The following is a 12,430-nucleotide window of genomic DNA, read 5'->3' as shown; positions in this document are numbered from 1 at the left end:
CGGCCCGGCGCAGTGGGGCTAGCCCCCCAGTCCGGCGGGCAGCTGCTGCTCCTGGTGGGGCTCCGGGTCCACGCGGCGCGCGGGGTCGCGGCGGGCGGCGAGCCAGTACAGGACGGCGGGCACCGCCAGGCCGACCAGCCAGGAGACGTCGGCGCCGCCGAGCGGGCCGACCAGCGGGCCGGTGTAGAAGTGCGTGGCCAGGAAGGGGAGTTGGGCCAGGACGCCGACGACGTACACCGTCAGTGCGCGGACGTTCCAGGCGCCGTACCGGCCGGCGGGGTCGGTGAGCGCCGGGATGTCGTACCGCTCCTTGGAGACCAGGTAGTAGTCGACGAGGTTGATCGCCGACCAGGGCGTGAAGAACGTCAGCAGGAAGAGCAGGAAGTCCTTGAAGGAGGTGAGGAAGGAGTCCTTGCCCAGCAGGGCGACGGCGGTCCCGGCCACCATGATCCCGGCGATGTACGCCGCCCGGCCGCGTGCGCTCAGGGTGCGCTGCCCGCGGAAGCCGCTGACGCTGGTGACCAGCGACATGAAGCCGCCGTAGGTGTTGAGGATGTTGATGGTGAGCTTGCCGAGGGCGATGACGAAGTAGAGGAACGAGGCGATCAGCCCCGTCCCGCCCAGCCCGACGAGGTAGCCGACCTCGTGGCCCACGAACGCGGCCGGCGCCGCGGCGGCCGCCAGCGCCCCGAACGTCATCGACCACTGCGCGCCCAGCACCGATCCGCCGAGGGTCCACCAGAACGTGGCGCGGGTCGAGGTGTGGCGCGGCAGGTAGCGGGAGTAGTCCGCCACGTACGGGCCGAAGGCCAGCTGCCAGGACGCCGAGAGCGAGACCGCGAGCAGGAAGACCGGCAGCGCGAAACCGCGGTCGTGCAGCAGCGCGGCGAGGTCGGCGCGCTGGAGCAGCCGGATGCCGAGGTAGACGAAGGCCAGCGCGCAGACCAGACCGGCGATCTTGCCGAGGAGGTGGATCAGCCGGTAGCCGACGGCCGCGGCGACCGCGGTGACCGCGGCGAACAGCACGATCCCGGCCGTGTCGCCGAGGTGCGTCAGCTCGCCCACCGCCTGCCCGGCGAGCACGCTGCCGCTGGCGAAGAACCCGATGTACATCACGATGACCAGCGCCAGCGGCACCACCGCGCCGCGCACCCCGAACTGCGCCCGCGAGGTGATCATCTGCGGCAGCCCGAGCCGCGGGCCCTGGGCGGAGTGCAGTGCCATCACGGCGCCGCCGGCGAGGTTGCCGACCAGCAGGCCGATCAGCGCCCACCAGGCGTTGGCCCCGAAGACGACGGCCAGTGCGCCGGTGACCACGGCGGTGACCTGGAGGTTCGCGCCGAGCCAGAGGGTGAACTGGCTGACCGCGCTGCCGTGCCGCTCGTCGTCGGGGACGACGTCGATCGAGCGCTGTTCGATCACTCCTGCCATGGGGCCGCCTCTTCCACCGTGCCGGGGGCAACGTCCGGGGTGCCGTCCGAGTGCGGCCGAGGGGGGTTCGGGCGCGGTCCGGCGCGGTCTCCGGGTGTGCTGCGTGTATGGATTCATGCAGGATGGGTGTGAATGAATGGAAGGTCAATAGGTGGGGCCGGATTGGCGGACGGGGCCGGTGGGACGGACGACGGGCGGCGCGGGGGAGCGGAGGGAGGGCCGCGACGAGGGCGGCGGGCCGGGTCCGGGAGGGCACGAGGGCGGGCCGGCCGGGCGGGCGGGGGCGCTTCCGGCCCGCGGCCGCGACCGGCGCGGGCGGGAATTCCGTACAGTCGGGCGACACACGACAAGGCCCGGAGCGGGCCGGGAGGAAGAGGCGATGAGCGGGGACGGGGACAACGGCGTGGGCGGCGAGGTGGACGGCGGCGTCCGCGCGGGCGGCACGCGGCCGCGGGGGGCCGGTGCGGCCGGCCGGGCGGCGGCGGGTCGCAGCGGCAACGGCCCGGCCGCCAGCAGCGCGGCCCGCCTCCAGCGGCTCTTCGAGGGGCACCGGCTCACGCCGACCCAGCGCCGGATCGCCCACTGCATGGTGCGGCGGGCCGCCGACGCGCCGTTCCTCTCCAGCGTCGAACTGGCCGAACTCGCCGGGGTCAGCCAGCCCTCGGTCACCCGCTTCGCGGTGGCGCTCGGCTTCGACGGCTACCCGGCGCTGCGCCGCCACCTCCGGGACGTCGCCCCTGCCGGGAAGCCGGGCGGCGCCGGTGCGCTCAACGAGTACCAGCAGGCCGTCCAGGCCGAGATCGACAACCTCCGGCACCTGGCCGACGCGCTCGCCGACACCGGGCCGGTGACCGAGGCCGGGCGGCTCCTCGCCCGCTCCCGGCCGCTGCCGGTCCTCGGCCTGCGCGCGGCCACCGCACAGGCCGCCGGTTTCGCATACTTCGCACGGAAGGTCCACCCGGACGTCCGGCTGTTGGACGAGGGCGGCACCATGCTCACCGACCGCATCGACGCCGCGGTACGCGCCGGGGCCACCGTGCTGCTCTGCTTCGCGCTGCCCCGCCACCCCCGCGAGGTGATCGACGCCCTGGCCGCCGCGCGCGCCGCCGGGCTCACCGTCGTCACCGTCGCCGACAGCGCGTTCGCCCCGGTGGCGCACCACACCGACCTGCTGCTCCCGGCCCCGGTCGGCACCGGTCTGGCCTTCGACACCGCGTGCGCCCCGATGCTCCTGGGCCGGGTCCTGCTGGAGGCCATGTGCGACGGCCTCCCCGACGCCCAGGCCCGCCTGGAGGAATTCGACACCAAGGCGGCGGAACGGGGGTTGTTCGTGGAGTGAGGGGGTGGGGGCGACGGGGTGGTCGGGTGGGGCGGGTGTCCGGGGCGCCGGGGCCGTGGGTCGGGCGGCGAGGTGGTCGGGCGGCCGGGCGGCCGACCCGGCCGGCCCGGGGGCGGCCAGGGCGGACGAGGTGGCCCTGCGGGGCGCTGGGGGCCCGGGGTGTTGAGCGGTCGGCCCGGGGAGGCGTAGGGGCCGCGGCCCGCCCTTGGGGGTGGGCCGGTGGGGGGCCGGTGTGCGGGCGGTGTGCACCGACCGCACCGTTCGCGCCGTCCGTGCCGTCCGGGTCATCTGTGCCCGTCCGTGCCGTCGGTGCCCGTCCCGGCCGTCTGCGCTCGTCCGGGCTCGTCCGCGTCGTCCGTGCCGCTCAGGCCAGGGCGAGGTTGCGGAGGTCGTTGGCGTGGGCGGCGCCGCTCTCGGCGGTGAGCTCCTCCAGGGTCTGCGGCGGGCGCACGGTCGCGAACCGCACCCCGCCGTCCGGACCCGCCGCATAGCCGTACACGCCCGGCCGGGGCAGCGAGTTGTAGGCGAAGTGGGTGGAGAAGTAGTACGCGCCGGTGTCCAGGAGGGCGGTGTGGTCGCCGGCCTCCAGCAGCGGCAGCGGACGGTTCTCGGCGACCAGGTCACCGGCGAAGCAGCAGGGGCCGGCGATGTCCTGCGGGACCGGCGCCCCGGTCTTCGGGCGGCCGTCCGCGTCGTACGCCGCCACCCGGATCGGCCAGGACGCGGGCGCGAACACCGTGCGGGTGGCGACCTGGGCACCGGCGTGGGTGACCGCGATCGGGCGGCCGCCGGCCCACTTCGCGTACTCGACGCGGGCCAGCACCGTCCCGTGCTTGGCCAGCAGCGACCGGCCGAACTCGGTGACCAGCCCGTACCGCCCGGAGAACAGGCCGGGGACGGTCGAGTGCAGCAGCGCCGCGTACTCGCGGTACGTCGGGCTGACGGTGTCGGAGGAGAAGTTGACCGGCAGGCCGCCGCCGATGTCCAGGGTGGTGATCCGGCGGCCGCCGGCCTGCTCGTTGATCTCCTCGGCGAGGTCGTAGAGCGCCCGGACGCCCTCGGCCATCCGTTCCAGCGGCATGCCCTGGGAGCCGACGTGGGCGTGCAGCCGGGTCAGCCACGGGCGGTCGAGGAAGGCCCGGACGACCCAGTCGCGGGCCCCGGAGTCGCGCAGCGGGATCCCGAACTTGGAGGTGTCGGTGGCGGTGCTCATCGCGCCGATGCTGCCGCCGCCGATCTGCGGATTGACCCGCAGCCCTATGGGGGCGGTGGAGGGGGCGGAGGCCATCATCCGGTCGATGCGGGTGAGTTCCTCGTGGTTGTCGACGTTGACGGCGATGCCGAGGGCGAGCGCCTCGCGGAGTTCGGAGAGGGTCTTGGCGGGGGAGTCCAGGACGGTGTGCCGGGCCGGGACCCCGGCGGCCCGCGCCACGGCCAGCTCGCCGGGGCTGGCCACCTCGCAGCCGATGCCTTCCTGCGCCAGCAGCCGCAGCACGGGGACGAGCGAGGCGGCCTTGACGGCGAACGCGTGCAGTACGGGCGTCCCCGGCGCCGTGAACTCCGCGAAGGCGGCACGGAGTTCGGCCGCGGACCGGCGGATACCGGCGACGTCGAGCAGCCCTGCCACGGGCTGCCCGGAGCCGACCAGCCCCTGAGCGATGGCTGCCTGAACGGCACGGTCTCGGTCCGTGAAGGTCATGCCCCCCACTTCATCACCCGGCCACCCCGCCGCGCCACGTCCGCGCGGCCTTGGCCCGCACCGATCCGGGTCTGCCCCCGGATGGCCGGGTTGCCCAGGGTCGGCCGGCAGGGGAGGGGAAGGGAGGGAGGTGGCTGTGGAGCCGGGGGCGCGGTGGGCCGGGGCCGGCGGCGGGGCGGTGGCCGTGGGGAGGCGGTCGCTGGGTGGACGGAGCACACGCCCCCGCCCCCACCCTCGGACCGGCTGCGCACGGCCGGGGGCACGCCCCCTTTCGCTCGCCCCGGGAGCACGTACCCGGAGTGCGCACTGCGGAGTGCGCACCGGACGCCACCCGCCCCGCCCGTCAGGCCCTCCAGGTGGACGACCGGAGGGTGCCGCCAGGGTCCGGGGCGGGGGCCTCGCCTGCTTGCCGCCGTCCCCTGCCGCTACAGCGCCGGAGCCCCGTTCGCCCGGGCCCGGGTCTGGCGGGCGGACAGGCGGGAGCCGGATTCCCGGCGGGTGGCGCGGCGGAGGAGGGGGATGGCCAGGAGGAAGCCGAGGACGGCCCAGGCGGCCAGGACCAGGGCGACGGTGGGGAGCTGCCAGGAGCCGGCCGTTTCGGCGGCCCGGGCGGCGTCCGGCAGCAGGGCCGAGCGCAGCCCCTGGGCTATCCAGCGCAGCGGGAAGACCGAGGCGATGTCCTGGACCAGCACCGGCATCCGGGACAGCGGGAACATCGCGCCGGAGGTGATCAGCAGGGCCATCGACGGCAGCATGATCAGCGCCAGGGCCTCCCGGGGGTTGGGCAGGACCGCCCCGAGCGCCGCGCCCAGCGGGACGACCGCCAGCAGGCCGAGGGCGGCGACCCACAGCAGGGTCAGCCAGCCGCCGGCGCTGTGCGGCAGCGGTCCGTCCACCAGGACGGCGCCGGCGCCCAGCAGGAGCGCGAGGGTGCCCAGCGCCATGACCACGATCAGCAGCGACTTGGCGATGAGGTACGCCGGTATGCCGCCGGGGGTGGCGCGCAGCCGCAGCAGGGTGCCCTCCTCCCGCTCGGTGACCAGGATCTGCGGGAGGTTCAGCAGCCCGATCTGGAAGAGGAGGTACCCGGCGAACCCGGCGAGCGTCAGATGGGCCATCGGGATGTGCGTGCCCGGCACGTCGTCGTGGATGAAGGAGGTGACCAGCAGACCGACGACGATGTTGCTGAGGTGACCGGTCAACTCCTTGCGGTTCTGCACCAGATGGCGGAGTTCGATCACGCCGCGGCGGAGTCCGGCCCGCCAGGGGCGCAGCCCGCCGGGCCCGCCGCGGCGGCCGGGGGCGGTGCGGTCCGGGGGCGTGCGGTCCGGGGCCGTGCCGCCCGGCTCACCGGCTGCTTCCGCTGTCGCTCCGGCGGTTGCTGCCGCCGTGCCTGTTGTCGTCATGTCCGTTCCCCCGTGGTGTCGGTGCTGCTGCTTGTCGTCCCCGTCCCGCCCGCGCGGGAGCCGCCCCGGCTCATGCCGCGGGGGCCCGTTCCGCCCGGGCCCGCTCCGCGCCGGAGCCGGAGCCGGTGTCAGGGCCGGTCCCGGCGTCAGCCCCGGCCGCGGCCCCGGCCTCGTCGGCGGCGTCGGTGCCGAGCGGGCGGCCGGAGCCGTCCGCCCCGTCGGTGGCGGGTCGCCCGTGGAGCATGTGGAGGTAGGTGTCCTCCAGCGTCGGGCGGCGCACCTCCAGGTCGGCGATCGGGCCGCCGGTGGCCTGGTGGAGCTCCCAGACCAGGCGGGAGGGGTCCCCGGTGCGCTCGCGGTGCCGCTCGCCGCCGGGTGCGGTCCAGCGGACCTCGGCCTGCGCGGCGGCCCGCCGGGCGAGTTCGGCCGGGGTGCCGCAGGCCCGTATCCGGCCGTCGACCAGCATCGCTATCCGGTCGGCGAGCCGCTCGGCCTCGGCCAGGTCGTGGGTCGTCAGCAGGATCGTGACGCCCTCCTCGGCGGCCAGGTGCTCCACCATGTCGTGGAAGTCGCGGCGGGCCTCGGGGTCGAAGCCGGTGGTGGGCTCGTCCAGGAAGAGCAGTTCGGGGCGGCCGACGATGCCGAGTGCGACGTCGAGGCGCCGGCGCTGGCCGCCGGAGAGCCGGTCGACGCGCTGCCGCGCCTGGCCGGTCAGGCCGACCACCGCCAGCAGCTCGTCCGGGTCCCGCGGGTCGGGGTAGTACGCGGCGAAGTGCGTCAGCAGCTCGGCGACCTGCCACCGGCGGTGGTCGCGCCAGGACTGGAGGACCAGCCCGACGCGGGCCCGCCAGGCGTCGCCGGCCCGAGCCGGATCCGCCCCGAGGACCCGGACCTCGCCGGCGGAGCGCTGCCGGAAGCCCTCCAGGATCTCGACGGTGGTGGTCTTGCCGGCGCCGTTCGGCCCGAGCAGGGCGAAGATCTCGCCGCGTCGGATGTCGAGGTCGACGCCGTGCAGGACGTCGGTGCCGCCGTACGCCATGCGCAGGCCGCGGGTCTCCACGACCGGCTCGGCGCCGGCCGGACTGCTGGGTGTGCTGGTCATCGTTGCGGTCCCCCGAGGTGTGCGGTGGTGGTCATCGGCCGGCTTCGGCCGGCTGCTGCGGTGCCGCCTGGGCCGCCGCCGGGCCCGCGCCCTCGACGATGGCGCGGAGCGCGGCGACATGGCCGTCGAAGGCGGTGCGGCCGCGGGCCGTCAGCCGCACCTTGGTGCGCCGCTTCCGCCCGCCGCCCTCCTTGCGGATCTCCAGGTATCCGGCCTCCTCCAGCGTGTGCAGCTGCTTGGAGAGCGCGGAGTCGCTGAGCGAGAGCCCGTCGCGGATGAAGGCGAAGTCGGCCCATTCCGTGGCGGCGAGCATGGCCACGACGGACAGCCGGGTGGCGGGGTGGATCAGTTCGTCGAAGCCTGATGGGGTGCTCATCGGCCGGCCTCCTCGGGGACGGTTCTCAGCGGCGGGTCGCCCAGGGCGCGGCTGCGGAGCGGGCTGACCGCCCAGCGGTTGGCGGGGCCGACGAAGAGCAGGAAGGCGGCGGTCGAGACGGTGGCCTGGATCAGGCTGCCGTAGGGCAGGGCCAGCCACTCGGTCAGGTAGCGGGTGAGGATGATCGTGCCGCCGCCGAAGGCCGCGCCCGCCAGGAGGCTGGCGGAGGTGCGCCAGGTGTACCGCGAGCGGTGCAGCCGCACCCGGCTCCGGCGGCTGTAGACCACCGCCAGGGCGGTCAGGCCGCCGAGGTAGGCGGCGAGGAGCAGGAACGAGCCCCAGCGGGGGAGGTGCAGCCCGTCGGAGGCGAGGAAGAGCCACATGAGGGCGCCGGTGATGTACGTCGCCCGCTGGTCGCCCCGGGCGCACCGCTCGACCTCGTCGTAGACCCGCTCCTGCGGGACGCGGATCCGCTGGAGATCCTGCCAGGCCCGCTCGGCATCCACCGGTGTGGTCATGTCCTTCGCCTCCCCGTAGACGTTCCGGACGGTCCGGAGGGCGCGGACGGTGCGCGATCCGGACGGGCGGCGGCCGCCGGCGGCGCCCCCGCTCCAACTTTCCTACTGGGAAAGTTAACACCGACTTTCCCGGCGGGCAAGTCGAAATCTGCGACCGGCGAAAACCCGCCACCGCGCCCGGCCATCCTGTTGACTAGTCATATTCAGGCACGCAAGACTATGAATAGGTCAATCCATACAAGGTCAGGGAGGCAGGCCCATGTCGGGACCGCGACCCGTGCGGGCACCGCGCGGTACGGAGCTGAGCGCGCGCGGATGGCAGCAGGAAGCCGCACTCCGCATGCTCCAGAACAACCTCGACCCCGAGGTCGCCGAGCACCCGGACGAGCTCGTCGTCTACGGCGGCACCGGCAAGGCGGCGCGCGACTGGCGCTCCTTCGACGCGATGGTGCGCACCCTGACCACGCTGAAGCAGGACGAGACGATGCTCGTCCAGTCCGGCCGGCCGGTCGGCGTGATGCAGACCCACGAGTGGGCCCCGCGCGTCCTGATCGCCAACTCCAACCTCGTCGGCGACTGGGCGAACTGGGAGGAGTTCCGCCGCCTGGAGGCGCTCGGCCTGACCATGTACGGCCAGATGACGGCCGGTTCGTGGATCTACATCGGCACCCAGGGCATCCTCCAGGGCACCTACGAGACGTTCGCCGCGGTCGCCGCCAAGAAGTTCGGCGGCTCGCTGGCCGGCACCATCACCCTCACCGCGGGCCTGGGCGGCATGGGCGGCGCCCAGCCGCTCGCCGTCACCATGAACGACGGCGTCGCGATCTGCATCGACTGCGACCCGCGCGCCATCGAGCGCCGCATCGAGCACCGCTACCTGGACGTCCGGGCCGACAGCCTCCAGCACGCCCTCCAGCTGGCCGTCGAGGCCCGCGACCAGCGCAAGCCGCTCTCCATCGGCCTCCTCGGCAACGCCGCTGACCTCCTCCCGCAGATGCTCGCCGACGGCGCCCCGATCGACATCGTCACCGACCAGACCAGCGCCCACGACCCGCTGTCCTACCTGCCCACCGGCGTCGACTTCGCCGACATGAAGGAGTACGCGGCCAAGGACCCGGCCGGCTTCACCGCCCGCGCCCGGGAATCGATGGCCCGGCACGTCGAGGCCATGGTCGGCTTCCAGGACGCCGGCGCGGAGGTCTTCGACTACGGCAACTCGATCCGCGGCGAGGCCCAGCTCGCCGGCTACGGGCGGGCGTTCGCCTTCCCCGGCTTCGTCCCCGCCTACATCCGGCCGCTCTTCGCCGAGGGCAAGGGCCCGTTCCGCTGGGCCGCGCTCTCCGGCGACCCGAAGGACATCGCGGCCACCGACAAGGCGATCCTGGACCTCTTCCCCGAGAACGCGTCGCTGGCCCGCTGGATCAAGATGGCCGGGGAGCGCGTCCACTTCCAGGGCCTGCCCGCCCGGATCTGCTGGCTCGGCTACGGCGAGCGCGACAAGGCCGGCGAGCGGTTCAACGAGATGGTCGCCGACGGCACCCTCCGGGCGCCGCTGGCCATCGGCCGCGACCACCTCGACTGCGGCTCGGTCGCCTCCCCGTACCGCGAGACCGAGGCCATGAAGGACGGCTCCGACGCGATCGCCGACTGGCCGCTGCTCAACGCCATGGTCAACGTCGCCTCCGGTGCCTCCTGGGTCTCCCTGCACCACGGCGGCGGTGTCGGCATGGGCCGCTCGATCCACGCCGGGCAGGTCACCGTCGCCGACGGCACCCCGCTGGCCGGCGAGAAGATCCGCCGGGTGCTCACCAACGACCCCGGCATGGGCGTCATCCGGCACGTCGACGCCGGCTACGAGCGCGCCGACGAGGTCGCCGCCGAACGCGGCGTCCGGATCCCGATGCGCGAGGGCGAGGGCGGCGCGTGACCTCCTCGTTCCACGAGATGTGGCAGGAGTTGCGGCCGCTCGGCCGCGACTCCTCCTCCGGCGGCTACCGCCGCTTCGCCTGGACCGGCGCGGACGCCGACTGCCGCGCGTGGTTCCGCGCCCAGGCCGAGGCCCGCGGACTCGCCTACGAACTGGACCGCAACGGCAACCAGTGGGCCTGGCTCGGCGCCACCACCTACCGGGACGTGGCCCCCGGCGACGCCGTCGTCACCGGCTCCCACCTGGACTCCGTCCCGGACGGCGGCGCCTTCGACGGCCCGCTGGGCGTGGTCTCCTCCTTCGCCGCGCTGGACGAACTGCGGCGGCGCGGGGTGGAGTTCGGCAAGCCGCTGGCCCTGGTCAACTTCGGCGACGAGGAGGGCGCCCGCTTCGGGCTCGCCTGCGTCGGCTCCCGGCTGTCCGCCGGGGCGCTGACCGCGCAGGCCGCGCACCGGCTGCGCGACGGCGACGGCGTCACCCTCCCGCAGGCCATGGAGCGCGCCGGCCACGACCCGGACGCGATCGGCCCGGACCCCGAACGGCTCGCCGCCATCGGCGCGTTCGTCGAACTCCACGTCGAGCAGGGCCGCGCGCTGGACCTGTCCGGGGACCCGGTCGGCATCGCCTCCGCCATCTGGCCGCACGGCCGCTGGCGGTTCGACTTCCGCGGCGAGGCCAACCACGCCGGCACCACCCGTCTGGAGGACCGCCGCGACCCGATGCTCTCCTACGCCGCGACCGTGCTCGCCGCCCGCGAGCAGGCCCGGCTGGCCGGCGCCCTGGCCACCTTCGGGAAGGTCAGCGTCGAGCCGAACGGCGTCAACGCCATCCCCTCCCTCGTCCGCGGCTGGCTCGACGCCCGCGCCGCCGGCCAGGACACCCTGGACACCGTGGTCGACGGGATCGAGCGGGCCGCCGCCGAGCGGGCCGCCCGCGACGGCGTCGCCCTCGACGTCGTCCGGGAGTCCTTCACCCCCGTCGTGGAATTCGGGCACGCGCTGCGCGACGAGCTGAGCGCGATCCTCGGCAAGGGCCGTGAACGCCCGGTGCCGGTCCTGGGCACCGGCGCCGGACACGACGCGGGTATTTTGTCCGCGACCGTCCCCACCGCGATGCTGTTCGTCCGCAACCCCACCGGCGTCTCGCACTCGCCCGCCGAGGCCGCCACCGAGGACGACTGCGCCGCCGGGGTCACCGCACTCGCCGACGTACTGGAGGGGCTGGTGTGCCGATGACACCGCCGACGGCACCGGTCACCTACTGGCTCGAACACGCCTGGCTCGGCAGCCACGTCGAACCGGGCGTCGCCGTGGACGTCGCGGACGGCCGGATCACCGCCGTCCGCACCGGCGTCCCCGCGCCCCCGCCGGGCGCGGAGGCGCTGGCCGGCCTGACGCTCCCGGGCCTGGCCAACGCCCACAGCCACGCCTTCCACCGTGCCCTGCGCGGCACCGTCCAGGTCGGTTCCGGAACGTTCTGGACCTGGCGGGAGGTCATGTACGGGGTCGCGGACCGGCTCACGCCCGAGAGCTACTTCGCGCTGGCCCGCGCGGCCTATGCCGAGATGGCGCTGGCCGGCATCACCTGCGTCGGGGAGTTCCACTACCTCCACCACGCGCCCGGCGGCACCCGCTACGCCGACCCCAACGCGATGGGGCAGGCGCTGATCGCGGCCGCCGCCGAGGCCGGCATCCGGATCACCCTGCTCGACACCGCCTACCTCTCCGCCGGCTTCGGCGACCCGCCCAACCAGCACCAGCTGCGCTTCTCCGACGGCACCGCGGACGCCTGGGCGGAGCGCGCCGACGCACTCAAGGACGCCGGCCACGCCCGGATCGGCGCCGCCGTGCACTCCGTACGCGCCGTCCCGGCCGGGGAGCTGGGCACCGTCGCCGAGTGGGCCCGGCAGCGGCGGGCACCGCTGCACGTCCACCTCTCCGAGCAGACCGCCGAGAACGACGCCTGCCGGGCCGCGCACGGCCGCACCCCCACCGAACTGCTCGCCGAGCACGGCGTGCTGGGCCCGCGCACCACGGCCGTGCACGCCACCCACCTCACCGACCGGGACATCGCCCTGCTCGGCTCCAGCACCACCGGCGTGTGCATGTGCCCGACCACCGAGCGGGACCTGGCCGACGGCATCGGGCCGGCCGCCGCGCTCCAGGAGCACGGCAGCCCGCTCTCCCTGGGCAGCGACAGCCACGCCGTCATCGACCTGCTCGAAGAGGCCCGCGCCATGGAGCTGAACGAGCGGCTGCGCACCCGCACCCGCGGCCACTGGACCGCCGCCGCCCTGCTGCGCGCCGCCACCGCCGACGGGCACGCCGCCCTGGGCTGGGACGACGCCGGCACGCTCGCGCCCGGCGCGCTCGCCGACCTCACCACGATCCGGCTGGACTCCGTACGCACCGCCGGACCGCTGCCCCGCCTGGGAGCCGAGACGGCCGTATTCGCCGCCACGGCGGCCGATGTGCGGCACACCATCGTGGCCGGGCGGCGGATCGTCCGCGACGGTGTGCACACCGGCGTGCCCGACGTGCCCAGCGCCCTCGCCGGCGCCATCGCCGCCCTGCGCGGCTGACCCCCACCCACCCGACGCCCGGGCCCCCGCGCCCGCGGACGAAGGAGAGCA

Annotated in this window: 10 protein-coding genes; 4 read left to right on the top strand and 6 right to left on the bottom strand. The window is 75.1% G+C overall.

Annotated features, from left to right (window positions below; all coding sequences use genetic code 11):
* Positions 1 to 18 precede the first annotated feature (18 nt).
* A complete protein-coding gene (locus MUU72_RS18440; protein ID WP_248014401.1) occupies positions 19 to 1,431 on the bottom strand; it encodes a purine-cytosine permease family protein in 1,413 nt (470 codons plus the stop codon).
* Between the two features lie 379 nt (positions 1,432 to 1,810).
* Here MUU72_RS18440 and MUU72_RS18435 point away from each other — a divergent pair, with 379 nt between their 5' ends.
* Positions 1,811 to 2,770, top strand: coding sequence for a MurR/RpiR family transcriptional regulator (locus MUU72_RS18435; protein ID WP_248014400.1), 960 nt, complete (start codon positions 1,811 to 1,813; stop codon positions 2,768 to 2,770).
* Between the two features lie 364 nt (positions 2,771 to 3,134).
* On the opposite strand, the gene MUU72_RS18430 is transcribed toward MUU72_RS18435, so the two are convergent.
* The 5 genes from MUU72_RS18430 to MUU72_RS18410 form a co-directional block, all read right to left on the bottom strand.
* A complete protein-coding gene (locus tag MUU72_RS18430) occupies positions 3,135 to 4,469 on the bottom strand; it encodes a type III PLP-dependent enzyme domain-containing protein (RefSeq protein WP_248014399.1) in 1,335 nt (444 codons plus the stop codon).
* Between the two features lie 425 nt (positions 4,470 to 4,894).
* Positions 4,895 to 5,875 carry an ABC transporter permease gene (locus MUU72_RS18425; protein ID WP_248014398.1) on the bottom strand — a complete coding sequence of 327 codons (981 nt, stop codon included), beginning with the start codon at positions 5,873 to 5,875 and terminating at the stop codon, positions 4,895 to 4,897.
* A gap of 70 nt (positions 5,876 to 5,945) precedes the next feature.
* Positions 5,946 to 6,977, bottom strand: a complete 1,032-nt coding sequence (locus tag MUU72_RS18420; protein ID WP_248014397.1) for an ABC transporter ATP-binding protein — start codon at positions 6,975 to 6,977, stop codon at positions 5,946 to 5,948.
* Between the two features lie 31 nt (positions 6,978 to 7,008).
* Positions 7,009 to 7,353, bottom strand: a complete 345-nt coding sequence (locus tag MUU72_RS18415; protein ID WP_248014396.1) for a winged helix-turn-helix domain-containing protein — start codon at positions 7,351 to 7,353, stop codon at positions 7,009 to 7,011.
* Positions 7,350 to 7,871 (bottom strand): hypothetical protein, encoded by a 522-nt coding sequence (locus MUU72_RS18410; RefSeq protein WP_248014395.1) that lies wholly within the window; start codon positions 7,869 to 7,871, stop codon positions 7,350 to 7,352. Before MUU72_RS18410 ends, MUU72_RS18415 begins: the two co-directional genes overlap by 4 nt.
* A gap of 259 nt (positions 7,872 to 8,130) precedes the next feature.
* On the opposite strand from MUU72_RS18410, the gene hutU reads away from it, so the two are divergent.
* Genes hutU through MUU72_RS18395 form a run of 3 tightly spaced genes read left to right on the top strand, consistent with a single transcriptional unit; the run spans position 8,131 to position 12,379 of the window.
* Entirely contained in the window at positions 8,131 to 9,798 is a 1,668-nt protein-coding gene (hutU, locus tag MUU72_RS18405; RefSeq protein ID WP_248014394.1) for a urocanate hydratase, read from the top strand.
* Complete coding sequence (locus MUU72_RS18400; protein WP_248014393.1) at positions 9,795 to 11,033, top strand: allantoate amidohydrolase; 1,239 nt, start codon at positions 9,795 to 9,797, stop codon at positions 11,031 to 11,033. The genes hutU and MUU72_RS18400 overlap by 4 nt, the downstream gene beginning before the upstream one ends.
* Positions 11,030 to 12,379, top strand: a complete 1,350-nt coding sequence (locus MUU72_RS18395) for a formimidoylglutamate deiminase (RefSeq protein ID WP_248014392.1) — start codon at positions 11,030 to 11,032, stop codon at positions 12,377 to 12,379. Before MUU72_RS18400 ends, MUU72_RS18395 begins: the two co-directional genes overlap by 4 nt.
* Positions 12,380 to 12,430 lie beyond the last annotated feature (51 nt).

Source organism: Streptomyces rhizoryzae (assembly GCF_023155275.1).
GTDB lineage: Bacteria > Actinomycetota > Actinomycetes > Streptomycetales > Streptomycetaceae > Streptomyces > Streptomyces rhizoryzae.
Note: the sequence above shows the minus strand (reverse complement) of the source record. Positions and strands in the feature narration are given on the sequence as shown.